This window comes from Streptomyces sp. NBC_01012, assembly GCF_045162755.1.
Lineage (GTDB): Bacteria > Actinomycetota > Actinomycetes > Streptomycetales > Streptomycetaceae > Streptomyces.
In genome coordinates, this window is the sequence record NZ_CP108688.1 from 622100 (window position 1) to 640137 (window position 18038).

An 18038-nucleotide genomic window follows, 5' to 3' on the forward strand; every position below is an offset into this window, starting at 1 on the left:
GGCGCGGGAGGCGGCAGATGTGAAAGCGACCTTCGGGACGGAGAGCGCCACCCCCGAGGGGGTGCCCCGTCTCGTCTCAGCCCGCGAAACAGCAGTCCCCGCATGTCGTGCCGCTCGGAGTGCGGTAGTAGAGGCAGCAGCTGCGACGGCGGAAAGCCAGGTCCGGCCCGGTCAACTGCCCCGTACCGGCGAGCTGTCCCCTGCCGAGCAGATCCGTGAGGAGTTCGCCGAGCGGAGCACGCAGATGTGGGTGGGCGGAGAGCAGCACGCCGCCTGATCCGGCCAACGCGGACGCGGCGTTCCCGTACAGCAGGCGCGGAGCGACCTTGACGTGCAAGCCGGCGCGCAGGCCGTCGAGGTGCCGCATCACCTCGGCGTACAGGCTGCCCGTACGGTCGGACAGCGAGTCGGCATACCAGCCGGCGGGCTCGGGCAGCCTGAGTTCCGAGCTGTCGTCGGCGCGCTGCAACGCTCTCAGGTCCGGCACGATTCCGTGCAGCAGCACGCAGGCCAGCACGGGCGACCAGAGACGGGCGGCGTACCCCAGGTGCGCGATGGAGACTCCGACGCGGAGCTCGGTGGTGCGGTATCGGGCGGCAACGGCGGTGGACAGGTCGGCGAAGCCATGGCTGTAGAAGTGGTCCACGGGACACCAGCCCTCGTCATCCCCTCCGACGCGCAGGGCGAAGAAGCCCCCGATGGCCGCCACATCGTCCAGGGCCTCTGCCACGACCGCCCCGGGTGCCCGAACGGAATCCTTCACGGGACTCTCGGAGACCGCGCGGCGCCGGGCGGCAGGCAGGCGTACAGGTCGAGAATCTCGGGCTTGGGGGCGATGCCAGGACCGCCGGCGCGCACCCAGTCCACTATGTCCTCGGTGGCTCGGGGATCGTTGACGAGCCCCAGCCACACCGGCCTGGCGCCGGCTGCCCGGCCGGCGGAGGAGGGTTGCACCACGACAACGTTGGCTTGGTCGCACACGTCGAGGCATTCGGAGACACGTACGGGTGCCTCGGAGCGTAGACGTGCCGTCTGCGCGGCGTGATCGATTCCGCTCACCTTGGCGGTGCCGCAGCAACAGTCACGGCACACGACGATCCGGCACGGCACCTGGCCGGCCGCCGCCCCTGTCCCCTCGGCCTCGGCCTCGGCCTCGGCCAAGGTTCCTTCGTCCGGCTTCTCAGGCACGCTGAACCGCCCTCTCTCCGGGGAGATCCGCCCCGGCGTCCATCGAGGAGGCGACCGCGTGAGTCTCCTGGCTCTCGGGTCACCACTCGTCCCGTCCTTCCCGCCCCTGCGGGGTGGTGGAGTTGCCGGGATCCGCTCGCCGATCACAGTGGCGGGACCGCGCCGGATTCTCACCGGCTTCCTCGGACCGCCGTCGCCCTGTCGCAGCCATCATCGCATCCTGCCGGTGCCGGGCCCGCCGGTCGACGGCATCCACAAAGTGGGCGCCAGGGTCTTGCACTCCATGTCGGCCACTGCGAGCCTGACCACCAAACAGCAGACATCTTACGTCTGCTGTCCGGTTCAATGAGTTTGTGCCAAGCCGAGGAGAGCGCATGAGCGACGAACCCTTCAGCGGAGTCACCAGGCGGGGCGTAGTGGTCGGAGGCCTGGCCACGACGGCGATGGGCGCCGCGGGCATCCTCGCCGCGGCGGAACCGGCGACGGCGAGTCCGTCGGCCGCCCCCACGGCCGGCAGATCACGACCGGCCGATCCGACGAGCCGGCCGCACAAGTACTTCGCCTTCGACACCGGCCTCTGGAACGGTCACCAGGGAATGGCGAACTGCCGGATCGAGATGGGCGGTTTCGTCAAGGACGAGAAGCACAACCCCCTGTTCAGGGAAGGGATATTCGAGCATCCCAGGTTGCCGTGGGAGCCGCGCTTCGACAATGGATACCCGAACGTCTTCTGGGATGCCGATCACAAGAAGTTCCGCTGCTACTACACACTCTTCCTCCGCGACCCCGCATCACTCAACACTCCTCCGGAGAAAAGACGCGGACAGGACTACGTCATCGCCGACAGAAAAACCGGGTGTTGTTACGCGGAGTCCATTGACGGTGTGCACTGGACGAAGCCCATGTTGGGCCTGGTCGGTTTCGAAGGCAGCAAGGACAACAACATCCTGTTCGAAAACGTTCAGGGCACATCCGTCCTCCATGACCCCGCAGACCCCGACCCCACCCGTCGGTACAAGCTGATCACGCTGCGCGAAGCCGGCGGAACCTCGCTGTGCGTGGCATTCTCGTCCGACGGCATTCACTTCAGCGATTTGAAGCCCTGGCCTGCCAACAGCCCTTCTCCAGGAGCGGACTGCCACAACCTGGTCTTCCGCGACTCGCGTACAGATGAGTACGTCCTGATCACACGCCTGTGGGACAGCAATATCCGGGTATCCGCCATGTCGCGGTCCAAGGATTTCATCAACTGGTCGAAACCGGTCGAGGTCCACCGGGGCAACGGGTTCGACTCGCAGATCTACTCGATGCCGGTCTTCGAGTACGGCGACCTCTACCTCGGGCTCGCCTCGCTGTACCGGGACGGCGACACCACTCTTCCGTACCACGACACCGTCGACCTGGCACTGCAGTGGTCCACCAACCTCACCGAGTGGAACGACGTCGCTCTCGATGACAGCACGTTCATCCCACACGGCAAGGGCATGGGGAAGTACCCGCGCGGAGACTTCGACAGCAGCGTCATCTTCTCCTCGACCCCCGTGGAAATCGACGACAAGATGTACTTCTACTACATGGGCGGAAAGGGCCCACACACCGGTTGGCGCGAGTCCGCACTCGGCCGGGGATACATCAGGAAGGACAAGTTCGCCTGCTACGGGAGCCGTAGCGGAAACGCGCCGTCCTCGCTCACCACACAGGGACTCAATTTCTTCGGCGAGAACATCGAGTTGCTCATCGACATCGAAGACGGCGGGTGGCTCGATGTGGACCTGATGGACCAGGCAGGGACCGTGATCCAACGCGGCTTCGAAGCCGACAGCAGCCGGCTCCGTGAGCTCAGCAACGGATGGCATCAGCTTACGTGGGAGAAATCATCCGTGATGAACCTCGATCGCGATTCCTTCTACGCGCTGAGGATCACGATGCGCAAGGCGAAGCTCTGGGCCATCCAGGGCGACCTGTACGTGCGCCCACTGAAGTACGCCAAGCCGTGACCCGGGTGACGGTCACTCGGGCCGGGTGAGCGAGCGCGGCCGCGAGACGGCGCACGGACGTGCCGGTGCGCAGGTAGCCGGATCGCAGATGCCGTTCGAGTAGGAAGCGTGGAGTGTGTGGGCGGACCACGCCGAGTCCGTACGCGGCCAGCGTTCGCGCGTCGGTGACCAGCCACGCCGGGATCGTCGGTACGGATGCGTGCTCGGCATACATGGCCCGAACGAAGCGGTCGTAGGAGACCGGCTCGTCCACGAACCGGCGTCCCGCGGCGTTGACAGCGACGATGCCCGGCTTGGCCCGGTCCCAGATGTGGGGGAAGACCACGGTGGAACCGTCCCGGCGACGGCCGACGGAGCTCGGGAACCACAGGGCGTCGTCGCCGCCGGACGGCCTGACGTACATCTGTGCTCACAGTCCGAGGTAGATCTGCCGGACCCGCTCGTCGTGGGCGAGCTCCTCGGACGTGCCCGCCATGGCGATGGAGCCGTTCTCCATGACGAGGCAGTGGCTGGTCACTCCGAACGTCAGCTTGGCGTTCTGCTCGACCAGGAGGATCCCGAGCCCCTCGCCACGCAGGCGTACAAGGATCTCCAGTACGTTCTCGATGAGTTTCGGCGAGAGGCCCATCGAGGGTTCGTCGAGCAGCAGGAGCCTGGGCCTGGACATGAGTGCCCGGCCGATGGCCAGCATCTGCTGCTGGCCGCCGGAGAGGTCCCCGGCCGCACGGTTACGGAAGTCCCGCAGGATGGGGAAGAGGTCGTACACATGGGCGAGGGTGTCCTGGGTCTCGCCCTTCCACGACCGGTGGTAGGCGCCGAGCAGGAGGTTCTTCTCGACGGAGAGCCCGGAGAACACATGGCGGCCCTCCGGCACGTAGCCCACGCCGTGACGGACCATGTCACGGGCTCGTACGGTGCTGAGGTCGGTGGCGCCGAGGGTGATCCGGCCGCTCGTGCGCGGGATGTGCCCCATGAGCGCCTTGAGGGTGGATGTCTTGCCGGCGCCGTTGGAGCCGATGATGCCCATGGATTCACCGGGTGCGACGCTCAGGGCCACCGACCTGACAGCGCAGACTCCGCCGTAGTGGACGGTCAGGTCGGTCACGGCCAGGTGATCGGTGTCGGATTCGGGTGCGGCGGGCCCGCCGGTCTTCGTCGTCATCGCGGTATCTCCTGTGCGGTGGGAACGGGGATGTCGGCCGATGCGGAGTCGCCGAGGTACGCCTCGATGACCTCAGGGGTCGCCGCCACTTCGGCCGGTGTCCCCTCCGCGATCACAGCGCCTGCGGCCAGCACGGTGATCCGTTCGCACAGGGACATGACGAGTCCCATGTTGTGTTCGATGAGCACGACTGTGACGCCCTGGTCGCGGATGGAGCGCACGATCGCCGAGAGCTGGCCGACCTCCTCACCGTTCAGGCCGGCCGCCGGCTCGTCCAGGAGAAGCAGGCGAGGCCTTCCCGCCATGGCCCTCGCGATCTCGATCCGCCGCTGGATGCCGTACGGGAGCGACTGCGGGTGGGCGTCAGCGAAGGAGGTGAGCCCGTACGCCTTCAGGATGCGGTCCGCCGCCGCGTGCAGGCGGCGTTCCTCGGTGAGGACACCGACGGGCCACAGGGCGTACTGCCAGACCGTGGTGGTGCGGGACCGGTCGAGGACGACGAGGATGTTCTCGCGGACCGTCATCTGGGAGAACAGGCGCAGGTTCTGGAACGTCCGCGCCATCCCCCAGAGGGAGAGCCGGTATGGCCGTGCCCTGCTGACGTCCCGGCCCGATGCCACCACGCGGCCGTCGGTGGGCCGGTAGAGGCCGCTGATGACGTTGAACAGAGTCGTCTTGCCCGAACCGTTCGGACCGACGATGCCCCGGATCTCGCCGTGCCGCACGGTGAGGGTGACGTCGTCGAGCGCTGCCAGCGCCCCGAACCGCTTGGTGACGTGGCTGATCTCCAGGGCAGGACCGTCGTCCGCCTCGCTGTCGTGCGTCCGGTCGCCGGGAGCGGCGTCAGGCAGATAGGGTCCGAGCTCGGCGGCCCGTATCTCGTCGTTCTTCCTGCGCCGGCGGACGGCCTGCCGGATCCGCTCCGGGACACCGGCCAGGCCGGTGGGGGCGAAGACCACCATGAGGACGACGACGATGCCGTAGCCGAGCTGCGCGTAGACCGCGAAGTCGACGAGTGCCTCACGGATCAGTACAAGGCCCACGGCGCCCACGACACAGCCGATGAGGCTGCGTCGGCCCCCGATGATGACCATGGCCAGCAGGAGGAACATGTTGGTGAGACTGAAGGTCTCGGGGGCGACGTAGCGGATGAGACCGGCGTAGAGAATGCCGGCCACGCCTCCGTACACGCTGGCGAGCAGGAAGGCGGTCATCCGGAGGAGGGGGATCTCCGCACCCATGGCACCTGCCGCCAGGGCGTCGTCCCGCATGGCACGGAGTCTGCGTCCGAGACGGGTCCGCACGACGAAGGTACCGAAGGCGAGCGCGAGTCCGAAGACCACGATCTCCAGGTAGTAGTAGAGGTACTCGTCGGCGAGATCGATCCCGAGGAGCGGCGGCACGGGGATGCCGGAGATGCCGTCCGCTCCCCCGGTGATCTCCGCATTGGTGATCCAGTTGACGAATCCCAGTGCCAGGCCGAGCGTGACGATGCCGAGGTAGTGCGACTGCATGCGCAACGCCGGCAGCCCCACCAGCAGTCCTACCAGGACCGTGGCCGCGAGCCCGAGGATCGCGGCGGCCCAGAAGCCGTAGCCGGAGTGGGTGGTGAGGATGGCCGTGGTGTACGCGCCGACGCCGAAGAAGGCGACCTGGGCCAGGTTGATCTGGCCCGCGACGCCCATCACGAGGCCCATGCCGATGGCGAGGAGGGCGAAGATGATCGCGATGTCCACCACGTGCATCGAGTAGCCGTTCAGGCCGTAGGGCAGTGCGTAGGCGGCGACACATGCCAACAGGATGAGCGTCGGCTTGGACTTGAGGACGTTCACGCCCGGCTCACCGTCCTTTCGCCGAAGATTCCGGTCGGGCGGATCATGATGGCCACGGTGAAGACCAGGAAGGTGACCAGGACGGAGTAGCCCTGGAAGTGGTCGCCGGCGTAGGAGTCGAGGACGCCGATGGCCAGGCCGCCCACCACCGCTCCGGGAATGCTGCCGAAACCGCCGAGCATGGCCGCCGCGAAGCCCTTCACGCCGAGGGCGCCTCCCAGGGCGGCGTCGACATAGAGCATGGGGCCGGCGAGACTGCCGGCCAGGGCGGCGATACCCGCGCCGATCGCGAAGGCGAGGGCGTTGCTGCGGCCCACGTGGATGCCGACCGCCGTGGCGGCCTCGTGGTCCATGGCCACCGCCTGCATGGCGGCTCCGGGCTTGGTGCGCTGGAGGAACAGGGTGAGCAGGACCACGGCCACCGCGGTCACCGCTATGACCATCAGGTCGTACGTGCGGATGCGGACCCCCATGACCACGATGGGTCCTGAGGTGATCGGAGAGGGCATGGCCCGCCCGGTGGTGCCCCAGATGAGCGTGGCGGCGGCCTGGAGGACCGTCCCGAAGCCGATGGTGCCGATCAGCATCAGGTCGAAGTCCTTGTTCTCCAGCGGGCGCAGGACCCGCTCGATGACCAGACCGATGATGCCGGTGACGACGATGGAGATGACAGCGGCGGCGATGAACGGCACGTGTGTCGTGAGGTAGAAGGTCGAGGCGGCGTAGGCGCCGATCATCGCGACGTCCGCGTGGGCGAAGTTGACCAGGCCCATGGTGCGGTAGACGACGGAGAATCCGACAGCGATCAGTGCGTAGATCGCCCCGAGGCTGAGACCTCCGACGAGGGTCTGCAGGGTGACTTGCATGGTGGCTCCCTGGTGCCGGTGCGGAGCCCGGCTCTCGGCTCGACGGGCTGGTTACTCAGCTGCGGAGAGCTTTCCGTTCTTGATGATTCCGATGGTGGTCCTGAAGATTCCGACACCGGTCTCGTCGAAGGCGAAGTCACCCAGCAGTCCGGCGTACTCGGTGGCCCGGATCTCGTCGGCGAGCTTCTTGCCCCGGGCCACGTCGCTGTTCTTCAGCGCGGTGAGCACGATGTTGGTGCCGTCGTACGCCTTGGCTCCGTGCAGTTCCGCTTCCTTGCCGTACTTGGCCTTGTACGCCTTGGCGAACGTACGGCCGGCGTCGCTGATCTCGTTGCTCAGATAGGGGGAGCTGACGATGGTGCCCTCGACGTTCGCGACGCCGGCGGTGTCGATGAAGACCGGGGTGCCCTGCGGGGCCGCGCCCGCGAAGGGGGCGGTGATGCCGAGGTCTCGGGCCTGCTTCACGATGAGGCCGGCCTCCACCTCCTCGGAGCCGATGAAGACGGCGTCGGGCTTGGCCTGGCGGATGCGCGACAGGGCGGCGCTGAAGTCCTTCTGGTCGGTGGTGACGACCTGGTCGGTGACCGGTTCGACACCCGCGTCCTTGAGTATCCCGGAGAAGGCGTCGTGCTCGCCCTTCCCGTAGGACCCGTTGTTCGAGATCATCGCGATCTTCTTGAACTTCTTGGTCTTGATCAGGTAATCGGCCAGTGTGGCGTCATAGGTGGTGCTGGTGGGGCCGTTGAGGAAGAGGAAGGGGCTCTTCACATCGACGAGGGCGGTGGCCTGGCCCGAGGCGATGTTGGGGATCTCCGCCTGCCTGAGGATCGGCGCCATGGCGACCGTGACGGCGCTCTCGGCCGTGCCGATCATCGCGGTGTAGTTCCCGCTGTCCAGCTTGCGGGCGATGTTGGTGCCGGTGGTCGGGTCACCCTGGTCGTCGAAGACCGTCAGCTTGATCTTGCGGCCGTCGATGCCGCCCTTCTTGTTCCATTCCTCGATCGCGAGCTTGGCGCCCTTGGCCTCCCAGTCGCCGAGCGAGGCGAGCTGGCCGCTCTGGGCGTTCACCACGGCGATCTTGATGGGTCCGCTGTCACCGGCGTCGTCGGATCCGGAGTCGCCGGGGGCACTGCACGCGGACGCGGCGATGAGCACGCCGAGCGCCGCCGCCGGGATGCTGAGGGTGCTTCGGGTCCTTGCGCGCATGGGATTCATCCTTCGTCGGGGAAGTTGCCGCGGTAGATGTCGTTGATGTTCCAGTGGCCGGGTGTGGGGACCGGTTCGTTGACCATGGGGATGTCGATGACGGCGGGCCGTCGGCGTTCCACCGCGGTGGCGAGTACCTTTGCCAGCTCCTCGGCGGTGGACACCTCGTAGCCGTCGGCGCCGCAGGACCTGCCGTACGCGGCGAAGTCGGGGCTGTAGGGCCGGCCGTCAGGTCCGGTGAAGTCGCATCCGTAGCCCCGGCCGTAGTTGGAGCGCTGGAGATCGGAGATGGTGCCGTGGGCACGGTTGTTCATCACGGCGAAGATGACGGGCAGGCCCTGCTCCACCGCCATCGGGACGGAGGGCAGCTGGGCGCTCATCCCACCGTCCCCGATGAGGGCGACGACGGTGCGCTGCGGCTGTGCCATCTGTACGCCGACGGCGGCAGCGGGGCCGAAGCCCATGGTGGACGCTCCGCCGGGGGTGATGAAGCGGCCCTCGGGCGGGAGATCGTAGGACTGGGCGACACCGTTCTTGTTCCATCCGACGTCGGTGACCAGGATCGCGTCGGCCGGCAGGCTCGACCGCAGGTCCGCCAGGATGCGCTGGGGCCGCAGCGGGAAGGCGGTGCTCGCACCCGTTTCGGCCGCGGCGTCGAAGAGTTCGCCGCGGGTGACGGCGATGGTCTCGCGCAGTCCGGGCCGGCGCGCGGGTTCGTGCCGCAGAGCGCGCACGGCGGCTTCGATGGCGCGCACGGAGTGGCCGACGTCGGCCACCACCCCGATCTCCACCGGGTAGTTGCGGCCGATCTCCGCCGGGTCGATGTCGATCTGGATCAGCTTGCTCGGCGGGAAGTTCCACGTGTAGGCGGGCTCCCAGGAGCTGGCGTCGGTCTCGGCGAAGCGTGTGGCCAGGGCCAGCACCAGGTCGGCGTCCTTGGTGTGGGCATGGGTCGAGTCGAGTCCCCAGAATCCGGGCATGCCCAGGAGCAGCGGATGCCTGTCGGGGACGGTGCCCTTGCCCATGAGGGAGTGGGCAAGTGGGATGTCGAGGTGCTCGGCCAGGCCGAGCAGTGCCTCCTTGGCCTCCGCCGTGCGCAGTCCGCCGCCGAAGTAGATCAGCGGCCGCTCCGCGTCCACGAGGCTCCGGGCTATGCGCCGGGCTGCCTCCTCGGTGATGCCGGGGAGGGAGCTGTCGGGCAGGGCGTGCGCCCCGGGGGCGTACGGCTCGACCTGCCGGGAGAAGAGGTCCATCGGTACGTTGACCAGCACGGCGCCCGGGCGCCCTGACGTCGCCGTCCAGAAGGCGCGTTCCAGGGTCCTGTGCAGGTCCGCGGTGCGCTGTACGGGCCAGGCGCGCTTGCAGAAGGGCCGGTAGATCGCGGTCTGGTCGGCGTCCGCGTGGAGGTTGACCTCCTGGTGCGGGTGGCGCCCGTAGTAGTAGGAGGGGATGTCACCGGAGATGACCACGAGGGGCACCGAGTCCATGGCGGCGGTGGCGACACCGGTGACCGCGTTCATCATGCCCGGGCCGACATGGGTGAGCAGCACGCCGGGCTTTCCCGAGGCGCGGGCGTAGCCGTCGGCGGCATGGGCCGCCGCCTGTTCGTGGCGGGCGATCACGAAGTGGATGGGGCTGGGGCCGAGTGCGTCGAGCAGCGCGATGTTGGTGTGCCCGCATGTCCCGAACACATACTCGACGCCGTACGACTCCAACTGCGTGACGAGGGCTTCAGCTGCGGTAACGGTGGTCACTGGCTCTCTTTCGTAAGGTCGTGGCGATCGCCCCAGATGGACAGGCCGCGGAGCATCAGGGTCTTGACGACCGTGTAGTCGTCGATCAGCCAGCGCGGCGACTCACGCCCGAATCCCGAGTCCTTGACCCCGCCGAACGGAACGTGGTCCAGGCGGTGGTTCGAGGTGCCGTTGACGATGAGCCCGCCCACCTCCAGACGGCGCCAGGCGAGGAAGACGCGGTTGATGTCATGGGTGAAGAGGCCTGCCTGCAGCCCGTACCGACTGGCGTTGCACTCGTCGATGACGGTGTCGAAGTCGTCGTACGGCATGACCGCGACGAGCGCTCCGAAGACCTCGTGGACGACGACCGAGGCGTCCGCCGGCGGTCCGGCGATGATCGTCGGGGCTGCGGTGGCGCCGTCACGTGTGCCGCCCCGCAGGACCGTGGCGCCGAGTCCCTCGGCCTCGGCGGACCAGCGCACCACGCGTTCGGCGGCGTTCTCGTCGACCATGGATCCGATGTCCGTCGACGGGTCCATCGGGTCACCGACGACCAGGGTGTCGACCGCGGCGGTGAAGGCGTCGAGGAAGTCCGCGTAGCGGCTGCGGTGTACGTACACCCGCTGGACGGAGATGCAGCTCTGTCCCGAGTTGCTGTAACCGGTCCTGGCGGATGCCTTCGCCGCCGCCTCGATGTCGGCGTCCTGACAGACGATGGTGGCCGCGTTCCCTCCGAGTTCGAGGGCGAGACGCTTGGCCCCGGCGGCGCGGGCGACGGCTGCTCCCGTGGCAGCGCTTCCGGTGAAGCTGATGACGTCGACCTCGGTGGCCGCGCAGAGGGCGGAACCTACGTCGCCGCCGCCGTGCAGCAGTTGTACCGCCTGGTGGGGCAGTCCGCTGTCCAGCAGCAGGGCCACCAGGGCCGCCGAGATGCCGGGCGCCTGCGGCGGGGCCTTCACGAGCGTGGTGTTGCCCGCGGCGAACGAGGCTCCGAGCTTGTGTGCCAGCAGGTTCGCGGGAGCGTTGAAGGGAGTGATCGCGAGGGCCACTCCGGCGGGCGCCCGGTAGGTGAAGGCGCTGTTGCCGACACCCGTGTTCCAGCCCGCGACCGGCAGTGTCTCCCCGTCGATGCGACGGGCCTCGGCCGCGCAGACCTCGAAGGTCGAGGCGACCCGCTCGATCTCGACGCGGCTGTCCTTGACCGGCTTCCCGAGTTCCAGGGCCAGCAGTTGGGCGAGCCGGTCGCGGTGGGTCAGCGCGGCCGTCGATGCGCGTTGCAGGATCTCGGCGCGTGCCGCCGGTGCGAGCGTGGCCACCTGCGGGGCGTATCGGCGGGCGTCCGCGACGGCCCGGTCGATCTCGGCCGGCAGAGAGGTGGGAGCCCTGCTGACGGTGCGTCGTAGATAGGGTCCGGTCCGCTCCGCGACCGGTCCGCCACCGGACCATGAGCCCGCCAGGAAGGGCAGTGTGTCGACGACATCCGCGTCGGCGACGGATTTGAGGATGACTTCCAGCATCACGTCTCCAGACAAGCCATCTAGCGGTTTTCATAGACCGCCTTGTGGACTGGCGTGTAACGTACGGGCGCCGGTTGGGCTTGGCAATAGCCCGAACGAAAGAAGTTGAATTCTCAGCTTTCGCACCGAATCGGTGCGACACCGCGCAGAGTGACGTCGTCCTGGTGTGCCCCTCACGGGCACCCAGCCGTAATTCCCCAGCAGTACCCACGGAGGAGAAACCATGGATTCCGAGCAAGGATCGGGCGGCGTGCGCAGCGTGCGCAGGGCCCTGGACATTCTGTCGCTGCTGACCGAGGACCAGCCCGTCGTCTCCCTCAAGACGATGGTGGAGGCGACAGGGCTGGCGAAGACCACCGTGGTCAGGCTGGTGCAGACGCTGGAGGGATACGGACTGCTGTGGTCCACGGACGCGGGCTACACGGCAGGCCCTGGCCTGTGGCGCTGGGCGCATCTCGCCCACCAGGGCTGGGAGTTGCCGCAGGAGACGGCCAAGCTGCTGCGCGCGCTGGTGGACCGGCGCGGCGAGACGGCCAATGTGATGATCCGGCGCGACGTGCACCGTGTCTGTGTCGCGCAGCAGGAGAGCCCCCAGCCGCTGCGCCATGTGGTGCGGGTGGGCGATGAGCTCCCGCTCTGGGCCGGCGCTTCGTCCAAGGTGCTGCTGAGCGGTGCGAGCGACGCACTGCTTCAGCGGATCGCGCTGGCGTCACCCCACGGGAAACCACACGTAGAGCGTCTTCGGGAGTCTGCGGATCAGGCCACGAGGCAGGGTTACGCGGTGAGCCACGGCGAGCGCGACGTCGGCCTCACCGCCGTGGCCGTGCCGCTCATCACCTCGTCCGGTGCGGTCGTCGCCTCCCTCTCGCTCAGCGGCCCGAGCGCGCGCATCACCCAGGACGCGATCGACGAGTTCGCCCAGGACCTGATGCAGGTGGCCGCGCAGATCATGTCGCAAGGATTCGACCACCCCCTGGGACCGCGGGGCTGACCACGTTCCGGAGAGCGGTGCCGTCCGACGGCGCCGCGGGAGGAGACATCGTCCATGGATGTGCGACCGCTCGACGACATACGAGTTCTGGACCTGACGAACGTCCTGGCAGGGCCGTACTGCAGTTACCACCTCATGCTTCTCGGGGCCGAGGTCATCAAGATCGAGCGCCCGGGGCAAGGTGATCTGGCCCGCAACCTCGGCCCTGACGCCGGCCTGAACCGTGCCGGGATCGGGGCCTCCTTCCTGGCGCAGAACGCCGGCAAGAAATCCGTGGAGCTCGACCTCAAGGACCCCGCCGACCGAGAGGTCTTCGAGGAGATGCTCGCCGGTGCCGACGTGCTCCTGGAGAACTTCCGCGCGGGGGTGCTCTCCCGGATGGGGTACGACCAGGAGCGGCTCGACCGGATCAACCCCAGGCTGATCTGCTGTTCCATCTCCGGCTTCGGTCAGAGCGGGCCGATGAGCGACGCACCGGCGTACGACCAGATCATCCAGGGACTTTCCGGGATGATGAGTGTGACCGGCACCGCGGACACCGCCCCACTACGGGTCGGCTTTCCGGTGTGCGACACCACCGGAGGACTGTCGGCGGCCCTCGCGGTCAGCGCCGCACTGCTCCACCGGGAACGCACGGGCCAGGGCAGCCGGCTGGATGTCTCCATGCTGGAGACGTCGCTGTCGGCCATGGGTTGGGCCGTCTCGAACTACATGGTCAGCGGGGTGCCCCCGGAGCCGATGGGGGACCAGAACGCGACCGCCGCTCCCTCCGGCACCTTCCGGACGGCGGACGCACCGCTGAACATCGCCGCCAACCAGCAGCGCCAGTTCGAGGCCCTGTGCCGGCTGGTCGGCGCCCCCGAGCTCGTCACCGATCCCCGCTTCGGCGAACGGGAGAGCCGTAAAGCCCATCGCGAGGAGCTCAACAACGCTCTCAACCAGGCGCTCTCACAACGCCCGGCGGCGGAGTGGGAGCAGTTGCTGAACGCCGCCGGAGTCCCCGCGGCACGCGTCCTCACCGTCCCCCAGGCCCTTTCCCAACCCCAGTTGCGACACCGCGGGTTCATCGCCGAACTCCGCAGGCCCGACGCGTCGGGCACCGCCCTGCCCGTGCTGGGGAGCGGAGTGCTCTTCGACGGAGAGGCCTTCCTCCCCCGGACGCCGCCCCCACTGCTGGGTGAGCACAACGACGAACGGGACGAGCTCGCAGCGCGCTGGTCCGATACCGCCGGCGCCGCGAAGGAGGCGACAAGCTCATGAGTACGCCCACGTCCGCATCCGCCCACGACGAGGCCGCACAGTGGTGGGCCACCGCTGTCAGCCACATCGAACCCGGCTCCATCGAGCTGCGGGAACGGCCCGTGGAGGGCCTGATCGGGTCGGTCGGCCTGGTGGACACACTGTGGCTCCTGCTGCGCGGAGACCTTCCCTCGCCACAGCAGTCCGCCCTGCTGGAAGCGGCACTGGTGGCAGGGGTGGATCACGGGCCCCAGGCACCCTCGATCGCTGCCGCGCGCATGGCGGCGACCTGCGGGGTGGGACTCAACAACGCCGTCGCCACCGGCGTCAACATGCTCGGCGACGTACACGGCGGAGCGGGCCAGCAGTGCGTGGACATGCTCGACGAGATCCGCACCCGGCGCATGGAGGGCCGGGACTGGGACACGGCGGCCACCGAGGTCATGGCGCTGCGTCAGGCCCACTCCCGCTATCTCCCCGGCTTCGGCCACCGCTTCCATCCCGTCGACCCACGCCGTGACCCGCTCCTGAGGCTGACGGAAGAGGCGGTGGCCGCCGGAGTGGTGGCGGGTGATCACCTGCAGGCGGCTCTGGCCGTCGAACGCGCCCTGCGGCGGCGCCGCGCCGGTGCCCGTCCCGTACCGATGAACATCGACGGTGCCACAGCCGTCATCTACGCCGAGCTCGGCTTCCCCGCGCCGCTGGCCAGAGGCTTGTTCGTCATCAGCCGGTCGGTCGGCATCCTGGCCCATGCCTGGGAGGAGACCGGGCAGGGACGGCGCAACAAGGGCCCCATCCCTCGATCCGTCCTGCCCGCCCGCCTGAACGCTGCCGAACCGCGGGCCGACGAGGAATCCGCGTCATGACCCTTGTCAGGCCGCTGCCACGTCCTTAACGTATGGAAGCGCCTCTCGGCGACCACCATGCGGGTCTTGCAAACCGCACAGCGGACCAAGATCGGTTTTCCGCTCTCTCTCACCCTCGCCGCCCATCGGGCCGTCGCGCACCGAACTTCGGCAGGGTCATGTCACGGAAGAGGGTTCATGGACAGACGCAGTTTTCTCACCACGGCCGCGGCCGGCACGACCGCGGGCATCACACTCCTCAACTCCCCCGCCCAAGCGGCCGAATCACGCACGGGCACGTCGGCCACGCCCGTTCCCAGGCAGGCGTTCGAAGCGACGGCGAAGAACTTCCCCAAGGCGGGTGGCAACCTCGCCAATCAGAACTACTCGTCCCTCAAGAAGATCACCCCGCGCAACGTGAAGCAGCTCGGCGGGGCCTGGCACATCAATCTGGAGGACGGCGACACCGGCCGCGCGCAACAGTGTGCCGTCGTCGCACAGGACGGTGTGCTCTACGTCGCCACCACCCAGCAGAACATCTTCGCCGTCAACGGCCGTACGGGCAAAGTCACATGGAAGACAAGCGTCGGCACCGAGACCACCAATATGCGTGGGGTCGCACTCGGCCAGGGGCTGGCGTTCACCATCTCCGGTGCGAACATCGTCCACGCCCTGGACCAGCGCACCGGCGCGGTCGTCTGGACCAGGGAGATGCTCATCGACGACCAGGGCGACCCCGACTGCGACCCGGCCAGCGGACAGTGCGGTGGCAGCAAGGGAAGCCTGGCCGGGGCGGTCGTCTACTGGGACGGCCTGATCTACGTCGGCACACAGGGCAGCACCGCGGGCGCACGCGGACGCGGATACGCCCTGGACGCCGCGACCGGCGAGGTCGTCTGGACGTTCTGGGGCGCTCCGGGACCCGGGGAGTTCGGCCATGACACCTGGGAGGGCGACACCTGGAAGACGGGTGGCGCGGTCTGCTGGATCCACCCGGCCGTCGACCCCGACCTCGGCCTCGTCTACTGGACGTTCGGCAACCCGTATCCGCGCACCGACGGCTCCACCCGCGGCGGGGACAACCTCTTCGCCAACTGCCTGGTGGCCATCGACGCCAAGACGGGGAAGCGGCGCTGGCACTTCCAGTCCGTGCACCACGACATCTGGGACTACGACGGCGTCATGTCACCCGTGCTCGCGGACATCCGGATCAAGGGACGCACACACAAGGTCGTCGTGTACGGCAGCAAGACCGGGATGTACTACATCCTCGACCGCGCGACCGGCGACCCGGTGCACGGCATGGAGGAGCGGCCGGTGCCGCAGCACGCGGCGCAGAAGACCTCACCCACCCAGCCCTTCCCAGGTGGTGAGCCCTTCGTCGAGACCGAGCCGCGGATCGACAAGGCCACCCGGCCGGTGCCGTTCTACGCCACAGGCGGCCTGTTCGAGGTGCACTGGGACCGTCCCACCATCCTCTATCCGGGGGCGGGTGGCGGCGCGGACTGGTCGTCCCCGTCCTTCAGCCACCGCACGGGCCTTGTCTACGTCGGCTACGGGCTGATCAACTCCGCCTACTCCAACACCCACGACGGCCGGGTCAACACCGCCCGCCCGCTCGGTGAGTACTTCGCCGGAGGAGTCGTGGCGGTCGACCCCCGCACCAACACGGTCGCGTGGCGCCAGGAGGGCGACTGGTCGCTCGCCCACGGCAACGGCGTCCTCAGCACCGCGAGCGGCGTGCTCTTCCAGGGGCGCCCCGACGGCGTGCTGACCGCCCTGGACGACTCCGACGGCAAGGAGCTGTGGACCTGGCAGTGCGGCGCGGGCGTCAACACGAGCCCCATGACGTACGAGGTCGACGGTGAGCAGTACGTGGCCGTGCTGGCCGGCGGCAACGGGCTGCCCTACCCGGACATCCCGCGCGGTGACCATCTGTGGGCCTTCAAGGTCGGCGGCAAGGTCGGCCCGGCCACCGCACCCACTCCCCCGTCCAAGCGCAACCAGATCCGCACGGCTGCCGTCAGCGGCGCGACCGCCGACCACACGATCACGCTGGGGCGGATCTGGGACAGCGAGAAGAAGGCGCCCGGGACCACCGAGAACCTGGTGTCGCAGAACGCCATGTCCCCACAGCACCTCACCGTCTCCCGCGGCACCACGGTGACCTTCACCAACCCGGCGTCCAACAGGTCCGCCCATGGCGCGGTCGCCTTCTTCGAGGCCGAGTTCGACACCGGACTGCTGATGCCTGGCGAGTCGTACACCCACACCTTCGACACCCCCGGCGAGTTCTTCTACAACGACCCGGTCTCCCCGCAGAGCACGGGCAAGGTCGTCGTCTCCTAGGGCCGTGCCACCCACCCGGCCCGCCTTCGCCAAGAGAAGGGAACCCACCATGTCAGGAAGAACACTGCGCGCGAGAGCCCTGAGCACACGCTCGGCCGTCCTCGCCACACTGGGGCTGACCGTCGCCATGGTCGTGGCACTCATCGCCAGCGGCACTCTCAGCATCGCCCACGGGCGGACAGGGACCGGCGCCAAGGAGCTGGGCGATCCGGACTACGGCGTCTGCCGCGGTCTCGACCCCGACTGCTACCACGACTGGGGCAACTTCGATCCGGCCGAGGGCTACAGGATCCTGCTGTACACCCGTACGCCGGGCCCGCGCCACGCCAATCTGGGGCCCGCCCTGGACAGCGGCCTGAACCCGCCGCTCGCCGAAGCGAACGTGGTCCAGAAGGCCATGATCAAGCTGGGTGAGACCGGAGGCTTCCAGGTGGACTACACCGAAGACGTAGCCCAACTTGCCTCCCCCGCCAACCTGTTCAAGTACAACGCGGTGGTGTTCTTCTCCACCAGCCGGGACGCGCTGGACGACGCCGCACAGACCTCACTGCGGCAGTACGTCCGCGGGGGCGGCGGCTTCGTCGGCATACACAACGCCTTCGGCACCGAGTACAACTGGCCCTGGTACGAAGGGCTGCTGGGCAACGCCAACTTCTACGACCACGGCGCCGCCCAGACCGGCACCGTACAGACCGTCGAGCGCAGGGACGTCTCCACCAAGAAGCTCCCGGCCCGGTGGAACTTCACCGACGAGTGGTACAACCTGGTGCCGGCCCCGACCAAGGTCCGTGTGCTCGCCAAGGTCGACGAGAGCACTCTCGCCAAGGGTGTGGCCGGCAACTACAACCACCCCGGACACGGCGACAACCACCCGGTGGCCTGGTGCCAGTACTACGACGGCGGCAGATCCTGGGTCACCACGCTGGGCCACGACGCAAAGGAATTCACCACGGACGGCTCGTTCGCCGGCGCGGCCGAGTTCCAGAAGCTGATCGTGGGCGGCATCCAGTCGGCTTCCGGCATGAAGCCCTTCTGCAAGTAGCACCGGCTTCCGGGGACCGCGTCACGTCCGGCCGTACTCACGTGGATCCGCGCCTGCCCGCCTCTTGC

General features: G+C 68.3%; 15 protein-coding genes and 1 riboswitch. Of the genes, 6 read left to right on the plus strand and 9 right to left on the minus strand.

Annotation, left to right across the window (positions count from 1 at the left end; all coding sequences use genetic code 11):
• Positions 1 to 76 precede the first annotated feature (76 nt).
• Both OG623_RS02735 and OG623_RS02740 read right to left on the minus strand, forming a co-directional pair.
• Complete coding sequence (locus tag OG623_RS02735; protein ID WP_406143936.1) at positions 77 to 730, minus strand: (2Fe-2S)-binding protein; 654 nt, start codon at positions 728 to 730, stop codon at positions 77 to 79.
• Between the two features lie 29 nt (positions 731 to 759).
• Positions 760 to 1110 (minus strand): (2Fe-2S) ferredoxin domain-containing protein, encoded by a 351-nt coding sequence (locus tag OG623_RS02740; protein ID WP_406151646.1) that lies wholly within the window; start codon positions 1108 to 1110, stop codon positions 760 to 762.
• A 138-nt stretch (positions 1111 to 1248) separates the two neighbouring features.
• Positions 1249 to 1372, minus strand: a riboswitch (cobalamin riboswitch).
• A 259-nt stretch (positions 1373 to 1631) separates the two neighbouring features.
• On the opposite strand from OG623_RS02740, the gene OG623_RS02745 reads away from it, so the two are divergent.
• Complete coding sequence (locus OG623_RS02745; protein ID WP_406143938.1) at positions 1632 to 3185, plus strand: hypothetical protein; 1554 nt, start codon at positions 1632 to 1634, stop codon at positions 3183 to 3185.
• Here OG623_RS02745 and OG623_RS02750 read toward each other — a convergent pair.
• The 7 genes from OG623_RS02750 to OG623_RS02780 are packed head-to-tail and all read right to left on the minus strand — an operon-like array spanning position 3109 to position 11504.
• Positions 3109 to 3588 carry an FAD-binding protein gene (locus OG623_RS02750; protein ID WP_406143940.1) on the minus strand — a complete coding sequence of 160 codons (480 nt, stop codon included), beginning with the start codon at positions 3586 to 3588 and terminating at the stop codon, positions 3109 to 3111. The genes OG623_RS02745 and OG623_RS02750 overlap by 77 nt on opposite strands.
• Before the next feature lie 6 nt (positions 3589 to 3594).
• Entirely contained in the window at positions 3595 to 4347 is a 753-nt protein-coding gene (locus OG623_RS02755; protein ID WP_406143942.1) for an ABC transporter ATP-binding protein, read from the minus strand.
• Positions 4344 to 6179, minus strand: coding sequence for an ABC transporter permease subunit (locus tag OG623_RS02760; protein WP_406143944.1), 1836 nt, complete (start codon positions 6177 to 6179; stop codon positions 4344 to 4346). The genes OG623_RS02755 and OG623_RS02760 overlap by 4 nt, the downstream gene beginning before the upstream one ends.
• Positions 6176 to 7045, minus strand: a complete 870-nt coding sequence (locus tag OG623_RS02765; RefSeq protein WP_406143946.1) for a branched-chain amino acid ABC transporter permease — start codon at positions 7043 to 7045, stop codon at positions 6176 to 6178. Before OG623_RS02765 ends, OG623_RS02760 begins: the two co-directional genes overlap by 4 nt.
• A gap of 51 nt (positions 7046 to 7096) precedes the next feature.
• Positions 7097 to 8251 carry an ABC transporter substrate-binding protein gene (locus tag OG623_RS02770; RefSeq protein ID WP_406143948.1) on the minus strand — a complete coding sequence of 385 codons (1155 nt, stop codon included), beginning with the start codon at positions 8249 to 8251 and terminating at the stop codon, positions 7097 to 7099.
• A 5-nt stretch (positions 8252 to 8256) separates the two neighbouring features.
• Entirely contained in the window at positions 8257 to 10005 is a 1749-nt protein-coding gene (locus tag OG623_RS02775) for a thiamine pyrophosphate-binding protein (RefSeq protein WP_406143950.1), read from the minus strand.
• A complete protein-coding gene (locus tag OG623_RS02780) occupies positions 10002 to 11504 on the minus strand; it encodes an aldehyde dehydrogenase family protein (protein ID WP_406143952.1) in 1503 nt (500 codons plus the stop codon). Before OG623_RS02780 ends, OG623_RS02775 begins: the two co-directional genes overlap by 4 nt.
• 223 nt (positions 11505 to 11727) lie before the next feature.
• Here OG623_RS02780 and OG623_RS02785 point away from each other — a divergent pair, with 223 nt between their 5' ends.
• The 5 genes from OG623_RS02785 to OG623_RS02805 all read left to right on the plus strand — a co-directional run bounded on the left by OG623_RS02785 (position 11728) and on the right by OG623_RS02805 (position 17970).
• The gene (locus tag OG623_RS02785) at positions 11728 to 12495 is read left to right on the plus strand and encodes an IclR family transcriptional regulator (RefSeq protein ID WP_406143953.1); all 768 of its coding nucleotides are present in this window, start codon (positions 11728 to 11730) and stop codon (positions 12493 to 12495) included.
• Between the two features lie 54 nt (positions 12496 to 12549).
• Complete coding sequence (locus OG623_RS02790) at positions 12550 to 13755, plus strand: CaiB/BaiF CoA transferase family protein (RefSeq protein ID WP_406143955.1); 1206 nt, start codon at positions 12550 to 12552, stop codon at positions 13753 to 13755.
• Positions 13752 to 14600 carry a citryl-CoA lyase gene (locus OG623_RS02795; protein WP_406143956.1) on the plus strand — a complete coding sequence of 283 codons (849 nt, stop codon included), beginning with the start codon at positions 13752 to 13754 and terminating at the stop codon, positions 14598 to 14600. Before OG623_RS02790 ends, OG623_RS02795 begins: the two co-directional genes overlap by 4 nt.
• Before the next feature lie 177 nt (positions 14601 to 14777).
• Complete coding sequence (locus OG623_RS02800; RefSeq protein ID WP_406143958.1) at positions 14778 to 16928, plus strand: PQQ-binding-like beta-propeller repeat protein; 2151 nt, start codon at positions 14778 to 14780, stop codon at positions 16926 to 16928.
• A 49-nt stretch (positions 16929 to 16977) separates the two neighbouring features.
• Positions 16978 to 17970, plus strand: coding sequence for a ThuA domain-containing protein (locus OG623_RS02805; RefSeq protein WP_406143960.1), 993 nt, complete (start codon positions 16978 to 16980; stop codon positions 17968 to 17970).
• The last annotated feature ends 68 nt before the right edge of the window (positions 17971 to 18038 follow it).